Origin of the sequence: Bacteroides faecichinchillae JCM 17102 (assembly GCF_000614145.1) — a bacterium.
In the GTDB taxonomy this organism is placed as follows: Bacteria; Bacteroidota; Bacteroidia; order Bacteroidales; family Bacteroidaceae; genus Bacteroides; species Bacteroides faecichinchillae.
Window position 1 is genome coordinate 143,469 of sequence record NZ_BAKK01000007.1, and the last position, 16,332, is coordinate 159,800.

Sequence of the window (16,332 nt, forward strand, 5' to 3'; positions counted from 1 at the left end):
ACAATGAGAGTGAGCAAGAAAAAAATATTCTGGGGATTTATGTTCCTTATATTAATAGCAGGAGGTATTATTTGTAAAATACGTTGGAAAGTTTGGTTCTATAATAGACCGGAAATAAGTTATGTGCTTACTAATGAACCTCAGCGAGTGATCCTAACTTTTGGAAATGATGGTGAACTTTCTCGTAATGTAAGTTGGGTATGCGGGGGAGTTTCTAAACAGGCAAAACTAGAATATACAAAAATAGGCTCTGGAGATACTCTTCTTATCGATGGCTCTTCTAAATTCCTTAAAACGTTAGGAGGTTTTAGCTATGCTAATTGGGCAAAGTTTAAGGATCTTGCTTACGGGGATTCTTATTCTTATCGAGTATGGAACGATGATCGGGCTTCTAACTGGTATTCATTTACTATGCAACAAGATTCTACGGATCACTTTTCTTTTATTTTTGTAGGTGACGTGCAGGATACACTACATGGAAAGACACGTGATTTTATGGAAAATGTACGCTATCGTTTTCCGCAGACCGATTTCTATATGCTTGGCGGTGATTTTATTGAACGTCCGATGAATTGTTATTGGGAAGAAGCATATCGGAGTGTTGATTCCATTGCTCCCAGTAAGCCTTTATTAGTTTCTCCTGGGAATCATGAATATGTAAAAGGAATGGTAAGAACTTTGGAACAACGTTTCAATTATTCCTTTTCATATTTGTTAGAATCCGAATATAAGAATAATAATGTGTATTCTGTTGATTATAAGGATGCTACAATTATTGTCCTTGACAGTAATCGTGATCCTTGGTTTTTATTTTCACAACGTGAATGGTTGGAGAAGACATTGAAGAATTCTGATAAAAAATGGAAAATTGTAATGTTACATCATCCTGTATATTCTATTAAGGGTAAGACAAATAACATATTAGTGCGCTGGATGTTCGATCCTTTGTTTAAAGAATATGGAGTTGATTTGGTGCTTCAAGGACATGAACATAACTATGCACGTATGACAAACAAAGAAGGTGATGGAAAAATGACTACACCTGTTTATCTGGTTAGTCATGCTTCTCCGAAAGGATATCGATTGAAGTTCAATGGTAAATATGACCGTTTTGGAACTAACAACCGTTTTTATCAAAATATTGATGTAAAGGGAGATACTCTTCGTATACAAGCATTTCTAGAGAATGACTCCCTGTATGATGATATGCAGGTTGTGAAAAATGCTTTGGGTATTCAGATAATAGATCGTGCACAGAACATTCCCGAAATATTAGAAATGCCTTGGCTAACTGGTAAAAAAGCAAAGGAATTTGAACAAAATGCAGAAAAATGGCGTAAACGGTCTTTAGTACAATAAATATTTTTTTCTCATACTTTGATACGTCTGTAGTTCCTTTTGCCAACTGTTACGGATATCTTGTTCTGAATCACCTTTTAGGATGGCTTTACGGACAGAATCTGTTCCCATAAGTAAATCGAACCATCGTGTACGTGAAAAAAAAGCTTCTCCTTCGCCGGATAGTTGGTAAAAATTCAAGAAGTAACGAAGAGTAAATCCATGTACATCTGTCACATTGCGTAAATCTTTTCCGTAACAAAGTGTCCCTTTATGCATTGGTTTTTTGTCGAATCCGGGTAAAGATTCAGGAGTGAAAGTAAAGCTACCGTATTTTTTATCAGGTGCGCCCAATACTTGAAAAGGAAAGGTTGTTCCACGCCCTACACTTATCTGAGTTGCTTCGAAAGGGCAAAGAGAAGCATATAACCGAATGGATTGTGCATTAGGTAAATTAGGAGATGGTTTTACGGGAAGTATGTAGGGTTGTCTATGTTTCCATCCTTTCATCGAAATAACAGTAAGTGGACAAGGGGACTTAGTTGTTGTTATCCAACCTTCTCCATTAATCATTTGTGCCAGTTCCCCTATCGTGCAACCATGGAGAATAGGAATTGGCAACATACCTACGAAACTTTGATAAGCAGGTTTTAATATAGGACCTTCTACGTAGTCGCATGGATTTGGACGATCGAGCACAATCAGTTCTTTTTGATTTTCGGCACAAGCTTCCATTACATAAAACATAGTACTTATATAGGTATAGAATCGTGCTCCTACATCTTGTATATCGAATAAAATAACATCCACATTCTTTAATTGTGCACTAGTAGGTTTTTTATTGTTTCCATAAAGCGAAACGATTGGTATTCCGGTGCGACTGTCTTTCCCATCTTTTACCTCTTCTCCTGCATCTGCATTTCCCCGAAAACCATGTTCCGGTGCAAATACCTGAACTACTTGAATATTTAATTTCAAAAGAGTATCGAGTAGATGAGTCTGTTTTGAACCAACAATAGATGTGTGATTTACAACCATTCCCACTCGTTTACCTTTGAGCAACGGCAAATATTGCTCGGTACGTTCGGCACCTGTAATCACTTTTCCAAAGATCGACACTGGAAAGGCTGTGAATGCTAGTATTGAAAGAATGAGGAAGAATCTGGTTTGCATATCAGTAAATTTTTGTAATATTGCACAAAAATATTCATTTATCCATAAGAAAACAAGTTATAAGTAGTAAAGAATATGAATCCAAATGAAATCATTGATAAATATTATCCGCAAGATAGTGCGCTGAGGTCAGTTTTACTAATACATAGTTATGCTGTAGTCCATAAGGCAATGAAAATAATAGATGCTCATCCGGAACTTTCATTAGATCGTAATTTTGTGCGCGAAGCAGCACTTTTGCATGATATAGGTATTTTTCAGACCGATGCTCCTGCTATTCATTGTTTAGGCTCCCATCCTTATATCTGCCATGGTTATTTAGGTGCTGACCTCTTGCGTAGTGAAGGATTTCCGCGTCATGCATTAGTGTGTGAGCGTCATACAGGTGCCGGACTGTCCTTACTGGAAATTATTGAACAGCAACTTCCGATTCCTCATCGTGATATGCTTCCCATCAGTTTAGAAGAGCAATTGATCTGTTTTGCTGATAAGTTCTTTTCGAAAACGCGCCTTGATGAAGAGAAATCTGTAGAAAAAGCCCGGAAAAGTATTGCAAAGTATGGTGAAGAGGGCCTTATACGCTTTAATAGATGGTGTTCTCTCTTTTTATAGCACTAAAAAATAATTAAATAACGAAGATTCGCACGTATAATTGATGAAGATTGTGTACTTTTGCCACTTCAAGCGTAAACTATTAGTTAATGGCGCCATTGAAAGTAAAAATAATTATATCATTCATACTGTTGATTGTCTTACTGATGCTTCCCGACGAGGCTGTGTCCCAACGTCGAAGAAGAGGGATGATTGCCTCCAACACTGCACAAAACGACTCCTTACAGGGGAATGATTCCCTGAGAGCAGATACAGTGACGGTGCAAATTGACTCTTTGCCACCAGCACAGAAGAAACAACCGCTTGATGCACCGGTTGTTTATGAATCTAATGACTCTACTGTCTTTACTTTAGGAGGTGCCGCTACATTGTATGGTGGTGGAAAGGTTAATTATCAGAATATTGAGCTTACTGCGGAAGTAATTTCCATGAATCTGGATAGTAGTACGGTTCATGCCTATGGTATTAAAGACTCTGTCGGAGTGATAAAGGGGAAACCTGTTTTTAAGGATGGAGATACTGCTTATGATACAGAAACGATTCGTTATAATTTCAAGTCTAAAAAAGCTGGTATCACAGATATTGTTACTCAACAGGGAGAAGGTTATGTGACAGGTAATAAGGCAAAGAAAGGTGCTAATGATGAAATCTTCATGCAGGATGGTCGGTATACGACTTGTGACCATCATGATCATCCGCACTTTTATATGCAGCTGACTAAAGCAAAAGTTCGTCCTAAGAAGAATGTAGTAACAGGACCGGCTTATCTTGTAGTTGAAGATGTTCCTTTGCCCTTGGCGGTACCCTTTTTCTTCTTTCCATTTTCCAGTAGTTATTCTTCGGGCTTTATTATGCCGACCTATATGGATGACTCCAGTCGTGGATTCGGTTTGGCTGAAGGAGGATATTACTTTGCAATCAGCGATATGATGGATTTGAAATTGACGGGAGATATATTCACAAAAGGTTCATGGAGACTGTCGGGATTAACTAATTATAATCGACGTTATAAATATTCTGGTACCTTGCAGGCCGATTATCAGGTTACAAAGACTGGAGATAAAGGAATGCCCGATTATGCTGTTGCCAAAGACTTTAAAATTGTATGGAACCATCGTCAGGATGCAAAGGCTAGTCCTAACAGTACGTTCTCGGCGAGTGTAAACTTTTCAACTAGTAGTTATGAACGTTCCAATATCAACAACCTTTATAACTCTCAGTTGCTGACTCAGAATACTAAAACATCAAGTATCAGTTATTCACGTAGTTTCCCGGATTTGGGTTTGACATTGTCAGGAACCAGTAATATTGCGCAGACCATGCGTGACTCTTCTATTGCAGTGACTCTGCCAGATCTTAATATTTCATTAAGTCGTTTGTTTCCGTTCAAGCGGAAGAAAGCAGCGGGAGCCGAACGTTGGTATGAAAAGATTTCTGTTAGTTATACCGGACGTATGACAAATAGTATCCGTACTAAAGATGATCGTTTGTTCAAAGCTGGATTTAACGAATGGGAACATTCGATGAATCATAATATTCCAGTTAGTGCTACTTTTACTTTATTCAAGTATTTTCAGGTTTCTCCTTCGGTGAATTATACAGAACGTTGGTATACCCGTAAGATAGATCAGGTGTATGATATGGAAAAACATCGGTTAGATCCGTTAATGAATGATACTATCAATGGTTTCTATCGTGTGTCCAACTATTCGGCCAGTTTGAGTTTGAGTACTAAGTTGTACGGTATGTATAAACCGCTTTTTATGAAGAAGAAGGAAATACAACTTCGTCATGTTTTTACTCCGCAGGTAAGTCTGAGTGGTGCCCCAGGTTTTAGTAAATATTGGGAAGAGTATACTGATTATAATGGGGTGACACAGTACTATTCTCCTTTTGGTGGACAACCTTATGGAGTTCCTTCACGAGAAGGTTCCGGAACTGTAAGCTTCTCTGTATCGAATAACTTGGAAATGAAGTATTATGATGCGAAAAAGGATACATTAAAGAAAGTGAGTTTGATTGATGAGTTTGGTATGGGTATGTCTTACAATATGGCTGCAAAGGAGAGACCTTGGAGTGATCTGAGCATGAACATCCGTTTGAAGTTGACTAAGAACTATACTTTTAATATGAACGCATCGTTTGCTACCTATGCTTACACATTCGATAAAAATGGTAATGTAGTTACTGGTAATCGTACGGAATGGTCTTATGGACGTTTCGGTCGTTTTCAAGGATACGGTTCTTCTTTCAATTATACCTTGAATAATGATACTTGGAAGAAATGGTTTGGACCAAAGGATGATGTGGATAAGGATAAAGATACTGAAGATGATGATGAAGAATCGGAAGATATAGAAGGAGAAAAGAAAGAAAAGAAGGTTGAAAAAGCACAAGCGGATCCAGATGGCTATCAGGTATTTAAAATGCCATGGTCTTTAAGTCTTAGCTACTCTTTTAATATTCGCGAAGATCGCACAAAACCTATTAATCGTTATTCTATGCGGTATCCGTTTACTTATACTCATAATATCAATGCGAATGGAAATGTAAAGATCTCCAATAACTGGTCACTTTCGTTCAATACAGGTTATGATTTTCAGGCGAAGGAAATAACACAAACTTCATGTACAATTTCACGTGACTTACACTGTTTTAATATACAGGCGAGTCTATCTCCGTTTGGACGTTGGAAATACTATAACGTTACTATTCGTGCCAATGCAAGTATTTTGCAAGATTTGAAATACGAACAGAGAAGCCAGACTCAAAGTAATATTCAGTGGTATTAAGCATATTCTAGATCAGTTTTTTCTAATAAAATAGAGAGTTGTATTTTGTTTGAACCTTATCAAGTAAATGCTCATTGATGATAAAATGACAGTCAGCAATTAAAAGACTGAAAATGCTCAATTGAACTAATTTTATCTTTATAATAAAAAACGAAGCTAGATTCTATTATAGCTTCGTTTTTATTATATAGTATCTTATAGAGTTTAAAGAAAGCGAGGTACTTTTACCAAACGATTTCTGTTTCTCCATGTGATTTCAAGTATTCATTTGTTCGGCTAAAGTGTTTATTCCCGAAAAAACCATTATAGGCTGAAAGGGGAGAAGGATGCGCTGAGTTAAGTACTAAATGTTTATTACGGTCAATAAATGCACCTTTTCGTTGGGCATACGCTCCCCATAAAATAAATACGATATGCTCTCTCTCTTCTGCTAACGCGCGGATAGCTGCATCAGTAAATACTTCCCAGCCGCGGTTTTGATGTGAACCGGCCTGATGGGCACGTACTGTTAAAGTAGCATTGAGCAATAATACGCCTTGTTGAGCCCAACGAGTTAAATTTCCAGTAGCAGGTGTTTCAGTTCCTAGATCTGCCTTTATCTCTTTAAAAATATTAATTAGAGATGGAGGGAAGGGAACGCCATCGTTTACGGAGAAGCAGAGCCCGTGTGCTTGTCCCGGACCATGATAAGGATCCTGACCAATAATAACTACTTTTACTTTGTCGAAAGGGCAAAGATTAAAAGCATTGAAAATGAGTTTTCCTGGAGGAAATATTTGATATTTACTGTATTCGTTTCTAACGAATTCTGTTAATGTTCGAAAATAATCTTTTTCAAATTCGGGTTGTAGATGTGTTTTCCAACTTTCTTCTATCTGTACATTCATGGTTATTATATAAGGTGTATATTAAGTTCTTCACATTCTTTACGCATATCTTCGGGCCAAATGCTAGCCTGTATTTCTCCAATATGAGCTTTACGTAGGTAGAACATACACAAACGAGATTGTCCGATACCGCCACCGATAGATAAAGGAAGAGTATCGCTCATCAATCGTTTGTGGAAATAGAGTTCTAATCGTTTTTCTTCATTTTCTTCTTTCAGCTGACGTTGCAATGCTTCTTTATCCACACGAATCCCCATGGAAGATAATTCGATAGAACGCTGTAGAACCTCGTCCCAAAGTAAGAGATCACCATTAAGTCCGGGCAGATCATTCAGTCCAGTAGAAGTATAGTCGTCATAATCGGGAGCACGTCCATCATGCTTCTTTCCATCGCTTAGTTTGCAACCGATGCCGATAATAAATACGGCTCCATATTTCTGGCAAATGGCATGTTCCCGACATTTAGGTTCTAAATTCGGATAAAGCTGGCGTAACTCTTCAGAATGTATAAAATGTAATTTTTGTGGTAAGCAAGGTTTGATTTGCGGATACATCTCATAAACCATGTATTCTGTACGAATCATAGCTGCATAGATGCGATTAACAATCTCTTTCAGGAAATCAATATTTCTATCTTCGTTGGTGATAACGCGTTCCCAATCCCATTGATCCACGTAAAGAGAGTGAAGGTTTCCTAATTCTTCGTCCGAACGAATTGCGTTCATGTCGGTATAGATACCGTATCCCGGCTCGATACGGTAATCTGCTAAAGTGAGCCTTTTCCATTTTGCCAATGAATGCACTACTTCAGCTTGGGCATCTCCAAGGTCCTTGATTGGGAATGAAACCGGACGTTCTATTCCGTTTAGGTCATCATTGATCCCCATACCTTTCAGTACAAAGAGGGGAGCTGTCACGCGTCTTAAGCGCAGCTCAGATGACAGGTTCAACTGGAAGAACTCTTTTATCTGTTTTATTCCTAACTCGGTCTGTTTTAGGTCGAGCAATGGTTTATAGTTCTTAGGTTTTATCAAGTAACTCATAGGTTTTTTGGATGTTATTTGTCGGCAAAGATAGAAATAATATTGATATATGTATTGCATATTCTCTAAAATATTGTCTATTTGATAAAGTATTTACCATATATGTATTCAAAATAACAATATGATATATAAGATAAACTTATGATAAATGTAATAAATAGCATCTGATCATCGTTTTTTGGTTAATAGTTTGTTGGGATAGTGAGATAAATTGTGAAAGATAGGAACATTTATAGGTTTTATTCCTATGTATTTGAGAAATAAAGGTATGCTGATAAAATGAAGATTTTATTAGGAAGATGCGAAGATTTTTTATACTTTTGCCCTCGCATTTTGGGAATGATCTAGTAGCTTAATGAATAGAGTGGCAGATTCCGATGCAAGGGAATATTTTGAGTTGGGTTGTGAGAGTACAATTTGTGAGTTCAAAATATAGATTAAGGTAACTAGTGTAAAAACGATATAGGCACCTGTAGTTCAATGGATAGAATACAAGATTCCGGTTCTTGAGATGAGGGTTCGATTCCTCCGGGTGTACAACGCAAAAGCTAACTTGTAAAAGTTGGCTTTTGTTGTTTATACACGTGTTGTTATATAACTTTGCTTTTGCTGTTAAAAGTGATTTTATTATATTACAGAGACGATTAATTGGATGATCTGTTTTGTATCAGCAGCATAGAATAACGTTTCTATAGATTTATATTACTTACAAGAATTAACTTCTTGACACTTGTAATCCTTCCTTTGATAATGACATTTCTACAAAACGTGCACGTGGGTTAGGAGCTTGTTCAGTTAGTATTCGCCGGATCTTACCAGCTGCTTCTGGATTTTTGGCTACCATATATAGGTATCCACCACCTCCTGCACCAGGTAGTTTACAGCCTAATGTATAATCTTGGATCTGATCTATAATAGCTTTCACTGCAGGAGGATTGGTACCACTGTCCAAGGCTTGGTTTTGTATCCAAGTCTTGTTGATTAAATGCCCGAAGTTGTTGAAGTCTCCCCGTAAAATAGCTTCACTCATATCCAGTGCATGTGCTTTCATTTCTGCAAGTAATCCAAGATGTATGCCTGAATTCAGAAACATAGAGCTGACTATCTCTGAGAGAATACCTTTAGCTGTACGAGTGATTCCTGTGTAATAGAGTAAGTGACAGTTTCGGTAGTCGGGCTGAACGAAAAGTTGGTCGGGGAGCCAGCGTATTAATGGAGTTTGTTCAAATCCAGTTTCCGATTGAAGTAATTTTACTCCAGGAAAGACTCCTCCGTATTGATCTTGCCATCCGCCTCCTGTGGTTAATAATTGTTCTAATACTAACGTATAATTGCAAATGTCATTCTTGTCCCATGCCAATCCGCAGAAGTCATTGATAGCTCCAAGTACGGTAGAGGCTAGAATGGAACTAGTTCCTAGACCTGATCCCGCCGGTATAGCGGCTAATAAAGTAATTTCAAGTCCTGAACCAAAAGATTTTAGTTGATCTTCTAAAGAAACATAAGACTCTACTGAGAATATCGGTGCGAAACCGGCTAATGTAAGTGCTGCTTTGGGGATAGAAAAAGGAGAACCTACTTTCTTGTAATCCTGTAATTCTTCATAGTTTCTGATAATTTCCATAGCTCCCATGTCAATGGAACGAAGAACAATATGAAAATCTTTGCTTGGTTTGATATATACTTGTAACGGTGGTTGTCCGTTCAACTCAATGGAAAAATTGACTACATTTCCTCCTGAATAAAGAGAGTAGGGAGGAGTATCTGTCCATCCACCTGCAATGTCAATTCTTACCGGGCTACGCCCCCATACAATTTGATCGGAATACACATTGAGTTTCGGTTGATTCTTTCGCTCTGCAACTGCTCCTAACAGGCTGTCCCGAAGAAGTTGGAAAGCAGCTTGTTCTTCTTTCTTATAATTGTTGTCATTATGCAGTTTCATGATACGTGCCCGTAGCATTCGGTTATGGATGCGTATCATTGGTGCTGTTGTTCCTTTCAAAATGTCGGGAGTTGGCAGATTCTGGTTTACAAACTCTGTGGCAGCATCTTGTAAATCCAGTTGGTAGAAGATACTTTTCTCATAGTTGGCAACCAGCTCTTGCCAGTTGTTTCGTCGGTAAGCAGTACGTTGTGCATAAAGGCGCTTTAAATTTGCTTTTGCTGATATTTCGTCAGCGGATAGTTTTTCTGCTTTCATCCAAAGCCTTTTCCCCTCTTCAAGTTGAGGTTCGGAGATCATCCAACGTACTAATATGCCGAGTTCTTCTATTGAATCTGTAACAGGAAAGATGGAGGCGGCCTGTAGATCATCTTTACGTCCTTTCAGGTAATCTAAAGATAATCCTCTTTCTTTCATCCATTGCGGGAAAGACTTACCGAGAAATATAGTTGTTTCGCAGGCAAGTGATCCTTTAAAGACATCATCCAGTCCGTAAGGTCTTGCCACGAAGTCACTCTCTTCTAATGGAACAATATCGATGCAGACTCCATTTGGTAGACTGATATTCCAATGATTCTCAGGGATGCCGGTGATAATTTGACAGGAACCAATCTTCCATCCTTCTCCTACATGGCTATTTTCTATCCATAAATTCGCATTATCAACCGACAAGGATATTTGTGTGATAGAGTTTTGTATGAAGATGGCCGGATTGGGTTTCACTTTCCGGTGCATAATCTGTCTTTGGTCGCGTACTTTATCTTGTATGGTTAGAGTCGAAGAAATTAGCTCCCGACTTGTTCCATAATGATAAAATTCTCCACCAGGGAGAGGAAGTATAGTTACTGAGAGTTCATTTATCTCTTTATCTGCGATTTTAGGGTGTTCCCCTAAAGCTAATCCATAATCCGAATATAAATCGTAATAATTGATTTCTTTTGTTCCTTCTTTAAAGGAACGTTTCATTAATAATTCTATGGCTCGGTCACTCAATATCCATATGCCGATATCCATTAGAAAAAGATGTGATTTGGATAAGTTCTCTAATTCTACCAATGAAGGTTTTTGTAACATGAAATCGAGCACTTCCGGATTTTTTCGATTGGACACAAATACACCATGGTGGGTTGCTAAAGAAGGATTTACCCATAGACCATAGCATACGACATCTACATTAGGAATCTTTTGCAAAGGTTTCTCCGAACGGATGTATACATCTCCACTTGCAATCAGAGTATTCAGACCACCCGGTGTCTGTTGCATGATTTTCTCATAAAGAGGAAGTTGTAATGAAAGCAGGTTTTGGCTAAGCTTCTGACCTCGTTCCCAACTAAAAACCGGTATTGGAGTTAATATCTTTCCGGAAGGTGCATATCCGGGTAGACGACGACTTTGTCCTCCCGCATGGAGTAATATTCTTTTCTCTTTTCTTATCCACTGGCTAAAAGATTCTTGCGGAGCAAATTCCTGATGACAGGCTTGTAATAGCCAACTAGTTCCACCGCCCGAACCTAATTTACTTCCTATCGGATCCGATGTACAAAACCAATCTGTGTGATCAACATTTTCCAGTTCATGAAAACAATTGATTAAGTTCGGAGGTAAGGATAGTAACTTTTGCATAGTAATAATTAGTTTGAATAAAATCGTTATAAATTAAACTTAGACAAAAATAGCATTAATATTTTTGCTTTCCGATTTTTATTCTGTTTTTATAGGCTAATTCATGTGTTGCAAGTGTATCCTTTATCGTCAATATAGTGAATTGTAAATACACAAAGAATAAGAAAATAATCATCAAATAGCTTTTTGAAAGCTTATTATCCAATTTTGCTTATTTTCTTTAATCTTTCTTCATCTATAATCTTGATTTTCCTTCCATCGATGGTGATCAAGCGTTCCGTCGCGAATTGAGAAAGGGTACGGATAGCATTTGATGTGGTCATATTGGATAGACTTGCAAGATCTTCGCGTGAAAGATAGATACTTAAAGTAGAACCATCCTCTTCCAAACCATAATTCTCTCTCAGGAAGAGTAAAGATTCTGCGAGTCGTCCGCGAATATGTTTTTGAGTAAGATTGACCGTACGTTCATCGGCAATACCTAAATCAATAGAAAGTTGGCGGATAAAGAACATTGCCAGATCATTATTCTGGGAAATTAAAATAGTAATAGCATTCATGGGAATCAGACAAACTATCGAAGGCTCAAAAGCGGCAGCGGCAGTAACGAAATCTTCTTTGGCGAAATAAGCGCGGTAAGCAAAGTATTCTCTCGGTTTGATCATACGAATAATCTGACTTCTACCTCCTACGCCGTTTATAAAGATTTTGACTTTACCTTTGATGAGACACATCAAATGGGTGGGTGTTTCTCCTTCGCAATAGATGGTTTCGTTTTTTTTGTAGGTCTGTATTGTGTAATTGTTCATCAGAAACTCCTTCTGCTCATTGTTCAAAGGAGCTATCAAATCGGACAAAGGCTCCGAAATATTGATATCTGATATGTTTATTTTTACCATTGGTGCTACAAAACTGTGTTATACAGCACAAAAGTAGAAAGAAAAAATGAAAAAATGAAACGAATCTATAAAAAGATTGCACAAAAGAGGCCTCTTTCGTGCAATCTTATTTTTCTCATTCTTGTTTATTATTTAGTGAATAAGAGCTCTCTGTATTTAGGTAATGGCCATATTTCATCATCCACTTCCATTTCCAGATGGTCGATGTGATCACGTATTTTGTCAAGATACGGGCGTACATTTTCTTCGTATTCAAATGCCTTTTCTTTGTAGTGCTCTTTATGATTGGCCACTTTTCTTGCTTCGGTCATATCATGCACTAACATTTTGATAGAAGTGACACGATGAGATATTTCGCGAATCAGTTCTTTACGGTCAGCACTTAATACTTCAAATTCTTCTGGAGAGAAGATTTCTTTCAATCCTCGTAAATTCTCGAGCAAACGATTTTGATAAGCTACAGCTGTCGGGACAATGTGATTGATGGCAAGGTCACCCAATACACGACTTTCGATCTGCACCTTCATTGTATATTTTTCCAGTTCCACTTCCAGACGGCAGTTCAATTCTGTTTCATTGAAGATGCGTTCACCGATAAGAACAGCTTTTGACTGGTTATCGACGTAGTGCATCAGAGCTTGTGGCACGTGGCAAATATTGGTTAGTCCACGACGGGCAGCTTCTTGTTTCCATTCTTCCGAATAACCATCACCTTCAAAACGGATCGGTTCGGAAGCAATAATTGTTTCTTTCAGCAGGCGGAAGATCGCTTCGTCTTTACCTACCCCTTCTTCCATCAGTTTTTCTACCGATGCGCGGAATTCGTTCAGTTGATTTGCCATAGCTGCGTTGATGGTGATCATGGCAGCAGCACAATTTGAAGAAGAACCGGCAGCACGAAACTCGAAACGATTGCCGGTAAAAGCGAAAGGAGAAGTACGGTTACGGTCTGTTGTATCGAGTAGGATTTCAGGAATACGTCCAATACCGAGTTTCAATGTTGTTTTCTCTTCCGGAGTCATTTTTTCGTTTCCTACTTGGCGGACAATTTCGTCTAATGTAGCCGATAGTTGCTTTCCCAAAAAGCAGGAAAGGATGGCAGGAGGAGCTTCGTTGGCTCCTAGTCGGTAGCTATTGCTGGCACTCATGATAGAAGCCCGCAGTAAATCCTGATTTTTATATACCATCATCAATGCATTGACCAAGAAGGTGAGGAATAACATATTACCTTTCGGGTTCTTGCCCGGAGCAAACAAGTTGATACCGGTGTCGGTACAAAGTGACCAGTTATTGTGTTTGCCGGAACCATTTACACCACTGTATGGCTTTTCGTGTAACAGTACATTAAAATGATGTTTGCGCGCGATACGTTTCATCAGGTCCATAACGAGCTGATTGTGGTCATTTGCCAGGTTACAGTTTTCGAAGATAGGAGCCAGTTCAAATTGATTGGGAGCCACTTCGTTGTGCCGGGTTTTGGCAGGTATTCCCAGTTTATGACATTCTATTTCCAGCTCCTTCATAAAAGCGGTGACACGTGGAGGGATTGAACCGAAATAATGGTCTTCCAATTGTTGGTCTTTGGCAGATGAATGTCCCATTAATGTTCTTCCTGTCAGGCAGAGATCAGGGCGTGCATTATATAAAGAAGAATCTACAAGGAAATATTCCTGTTCCCAACCAAGATTTGTATATACGCGTGTTACATTCTTATCGAATAATTGACAGACTTCAGTAGCAGCTTTATCTACAGCTGCAAGAGCTTTCAGTAAAGGAGTTTTGTAGTCGAGTGCTTCACCGGTATAGGAAATAAAGATAGTTGGGATACAAAGAGTTGTATCTACGACGAATGCGGGAGACGAAACATCCCATGCTGTATATCCGCGAGCTTCGAAAGTATTACGGATACCACCGTTAGGGAAAGAAGAGGCATCCGGTTCTTGCTGTATAAGAAGCTTTCCGGAAAAACGTTCGATTACTCCACCTTCTTCACTGAACTCAATGAAGCCATCATGCTTTTCGGCCGTCCCGTCTGTCAGAGGTTGGAACCAGTGTGTGTAGTGAGTCACATTAAGTGATTTAGCCCAACTCTTCATACCATTGGCAACCAAGTCTGCTACATCCCGACTGATGGGTGTACCTTTTTCAATGGCATCGATTACAGCCCTGTAAGCTTCTTTCGGAAGATACTCCTGCATCTTTTTGCGATCGAACACATGGCTACCATAATAATCTGAGAGTTTGTTGGAAGGGGCAGTTACTTCCAGAGCTTTCCGATTGGAAAGTTGTTGCAAAGCGAAAAATCTCAATTTGGACATAAATAGTCTGATTTTTATCGGTTGATGGTGCAAAATTATATGTTTTTTCTGAAAGTACCCCTATTTTTTAGGGGGTAATTTGAAAAATAGTTTGTTTTTTGAGGGGACTCCCCCCTTCGTATGCAAATGGAGAGACATATTTATTTAAATTTGTCCGTTTACAATAAAAAGTTACCTAATATACCCCATGTAGTTATAAACCAATAAAGAATTTGATGATGGAAAATAATAGATTTACCACTTGTGCGAGTAATTATATTGCTTCTTTAAGGAAAGAAGGTCGATACTCTACAGCACACGTATACACAAACGCTATCCGTTCTTTTACTCAGTTTTGTGGAACGCCGTCCGTTGCGTTTTCTCAGATAAATCGCGAGAATCTGAAACGATATAGCAATTACCTCATAGCCCGTAAATTGAAACTTAATACAATATCTACTTATATGCGTATGCTGCGATGTATTTACAATCAGGGAGTCGATGCAGGTCAGGCACCTTACATCTATCGTTTATTTCATGATGTCTTTACAGGAGTGGAGACTCGACAAAAGAAAGCACTTCCCGTACGCGAACTTCATACCTTATTATATAAAGATCCTCAATCCGACTCTCTCCGTCGTACTCAGGCTATTGCCAGCCTATTGTTTCAATTTTGTGGTATGCCTTTTAGCGATCTTGTTCATTTGGAGAAAACGAACCTGAAACAGGGCATCCTTAAATATAACCGTATGAAAACAGGCACTCCTATGTGTCTTGAGATTTTGGATACTGCAATGGAGGCTATTTTTCAGCTTCGCAATACACAACATACTCATCATTCTGATTATCCAGATTATCTATTTCATGTGTTGAGTGGAAATTATAAAAGAAATGAGGAAAATGCTTATAAAGAATATCAATCAGCTTTGCGTCGTTTCAATAATCAACTGAAGAGTTTAGCCAGACGATTATGTGTTCGCTCTTCCGTAACTTCATATACTTTTCGGCATTCTTGGGCTACTACTGCCAAATATCGGGGGACTTCTATTGAAATGATCAGTGAGTCGTTAGGTCATAGGTCGATCAAGACTACTCAGATCTACTTAAAAGGTTTCGATTTAGCAGAAAGGACTAAAGTAAATCGTATGAATTATTCTTACGTAAAGAATTGTATAGAGATGAATATAATATAGATAAATGATTGAATAATAATGTTGTATGTCGTCCGTTACTTCTTAGGTAACGGATATGAATTCGATGCAAAGATAGATAAAATAGTAAATAGCAAGCAAATAAAAAATATCTTTTTTTCTTTTTTCTTAGAATATATAGCAAAAAAATATCTGGACACGAATAAAAATTATTGTGTCAAGGAATCTTCTATTACTTGAATGTTAATGAACTCTGTTATGTGTCAGAAAAGACTCTTCTAGCTTCTGATAACAACATTCATATCCGTTACCTAAGAAGTAACGGATAAACATGGGGTAAAAATAGATGATTCTTAACAAAAATGACGATTCCCAAGTTCTGCCGGCAAATGTGACTGGCAGAAGCGTAGCACGCTCAAAACGTTGGTTGGTGGCTATAGTACGTATCTGCCATGAGAAAAAGACAAGCGAGCGTCTCACTAAAATGGGAATTGAAAACTTCCTTCCTCTTCAACAAGAATGCCATCAATGGAGTGACCGTCGTAAAGTGATCGATCGTGTTTTACTTCCTA

The 16,332-nt window shown here is 38.3% G+C and carries 11 protein-coding genes and 1 tRNA gene; 6 read left to right on the forward strand and 6 right to left on the reverse strand.

Features of this window, described 5'->3' with window-relative positions:
• The first annotated feature begins 3 nt into the window (after positions 1-3).
• Positions 4-1,359: a metallophosphoesterase family protein gene (locus JCM17102_RS05745; RefSeq protein ID WP_025074356.1), complete on the forward strand. Its 1,356-nt coding sequence runs from the start codon at positions 4-6 to the stop codon at positions 1,357-1,359.
• On the opposite strand, the gene JCM17102_RS05750 is transcribed toward JCM17102_RS05745, so the two are convergent.
• The gene (locus tag JCM17102_RS05750; RefSeq protein WP_025074357.1) at positions 1,348-2,511 is read right to left on the reverse strand and encodes an exo-beta-N-acetylmuramidase NamZ family protein; all 1,164 of its coding nucleotides are present in this window, start codon (positions 2,509-2,511) and stop codon (positions 1,348-1,350) included. The genes JCM17102_RS05745 and JCM17102_RS05750 overlap by 12 nt on opposite strands.
• Positions 2,512-2,586: 75 nt before the next feature.
• Here JCM17102_RS05750 and JCM17102_RS05755 point away from each other — a divergent pair, with 75 nt between their 5' ends.
• Together JCM17102_RS05755 and JCM17102_RS05760 are read left to right on the forward strand one after the other, a co-directional pair.
• Positions 2,587-3,123, forward strand: coding sequence for an HD domain-containing protein (locus JCM17102_RS05755; RefSeq protein ID WP_025074358.1), 537 nt, complete (start codon positions 2,587-2,589; stop codon positions 3,121-3,123).
• 89 nt (positions 3,124-3,212) lie between these two features.
• A complete protein-coding gene (locus JCM17102_RS05760) occupies positions 3,213-5,915 on the forward strand; it encodes a putative LPS assembly protein LptD (protein ID WP_025074359.1) in 2,703 nt (900 codons plus the stop codon).
• A 224-nt stretch (positions 5,916-6,139) separates the two neighbouring features.
• Here JCM17102_RS05760 and JCM17102_RS05765 read toward each other — a convergent pair whose 3' ends face one another.
• Together JCM17102_RS05765 and asnA are read right to left on the reverse strand one after the other, a co-directional pair.
• Positions 6,140-6,802, reverse strand: coding sequence for a uracil-DNA glycosylase (locus tag JCM17102_RS05765; RefSeq protein WP_025074360.1), 663 nt, complete (start codon positions 6,800-6,802; stop codon positions 6,140-6,142).
• 5 nt (positions 6,803-6,807) lie between these two features.
• Positions 6,808-7,845: an aspartate--ammonia ligase gene (gene asnA / locus JCM17102_RS05770; protein WP_025074361.1), complete on the reverse strand. Its 1,038-nt coding sequence runs from the start codon at positions 7,843-7,845 to the stop codon at positions 6,808-6,810.
• Positions 7,846-8,311: 466 nt separating this feature from the next.
• On the opposite strand from asnA, the gene JCM17102_RS05775 reads away from it, so the two are divergent.
• A tRNA-Arg gene (locus tag JCM17102_RS05775) sits at positions 8,312-8,382 on the forward strand.
• 178 nt (positions 8,383-8,560) lie between these two features.
• Here JCM17102_RS05775 and JCM17102_RS05780 read toward each other — a convergent pair.
• From JCM17102_RS05780 to JCM17102_RS05790, 3 genes are all read right to left on the reverse strand, one after another.
• Complete coding sequence (locus JCM17102_RS05780) at positions 8,561-11,419, reverse strand: bifunctional fucokinase/fucose-1-phosphate guanylyltransferase (RefSeq protein WP_262481096.1); 2,859 nt, start codon at positions 11,417-11,419, stop codon at positions 8,561-8,563.
• 191 nt (positions 11,420-11,610) lie between these two features.
• A complete protein-coding gene (locus JCM17102_RS05785) occupies positions 11,611-12,312 on the reverse strand; it encodes a Crp/Fnr family transcriptional regulator (protein ID WP_025074363.1) in 702 nt (233 codons plus the stop codon).
• A gap of 128 nt (positions 12,313-12,440) precedes the next feature.
• Positions 12,441-14,630: a glutamine synthetase III family protein gene (locus tag JCM17102_RS05790; protein ID WP_025074364.1), complete on the reverse strand. Its 2,190-nt coding sequence runs from the start codon at positions 14,628-14,630 to the stop codon at positions 12,441-12,443.
• Positions 14,631-14,848: 218 nt separating this feature from the next.
• Here JCM17102_RS05790 and JCM17102_RS05795 point away from each other — a divergent pair, with 218 nt between their 5' ends.
• The gene (locus JCM17102_RS05795) at positions 14,849-15,802 is read left to right on the forward strand and encodes a tyrosine-type recombinase/integrase (protein ID WP_025074365.1); all 954 of its coding nucleotides are present in this window, start codon (positions 14,849-14,851) and stop codon (positions 15,800-15,802) included.
• 304 nt (positions 15,803-16,106) lie between these two features.
• The coding region (locus tag JCM17102_RS05805; RefSeq protein WP_025074367.1) for a transcription termination/antitermination NusG family protein at positions 16,107-16,332 on the forward strand (226 nt) is incomplete at its 3' end.

What these genes read in the sequence shown, in the direction of transcription:
- JCM17102_RS05745 (WP_025074356.1), top strand. Translation starts at nt 4, where the DNA reads ATGAGAGTGAGCAAGAAAAAAATATTCTGGGGATTTATGTTCCTTATA.
- JCM17102_RS05750 (WP_025074357.1), bottom strand. Translation starts at nt 2,511, where the DNA reads ATGCAAACCAGATTCTTCCTCATTCTTTCAATACTAGCATTCACAGCC.
- JCM17102_RS05755 (WP_025074358.1), top strand. Translation starts at nt 2,587, where the DNA reads ATGAATCCAAATGAAATCATTGATAAATATTATCCGCAAGATAGTGCG.
- JCM17102_RS05760 (WP_025074359.1), top strand. Translation starts at nt 3,213, where the DNA reads ATGGCGCCATTGAAAGTAAAAATAATTATATCATTCATACTGTTGATT.
- JCM17102_RS05765 (WP_025074360.1), bottom strand. Translation starts at nt 6,802, where the DNA reads ATGAATGTACAGATAGAAGAAAGTTGGAAAACACATCTACAACCCGAA.
- asnA (WP_025074361.1), bottom strand. Translation starts at nt 7,845, where the DNA reads ATGAGTTACTTGATAAAACCTAAGAACTATAAACCATTGCTCGACCTA.
- JCM17102_RS05785 (WP_025074363.1), bottom strand. Translation starts at nt 12,312, where the DNA reads ATGGTAAAAATAAACATATCAGATATCAATATTTCGGAGCCTTTGTCC.
- JCM17102_RS05790 (WP_025074364.1), bottom strand. Translation starts at nt 14,630, where the DNA reads ATGTCCAAATTGAGATTTTTCGCTTTGCAACAACTTTCCAATCGGAAA.
- JCM17102_RS05795 (WP_025074365.1), top strand. Translation starts at nt 14,849, where the DNA reads ATGGAAAATAATAGATTTACCACTTGTGCGAGTAATTATATTGCTTCT.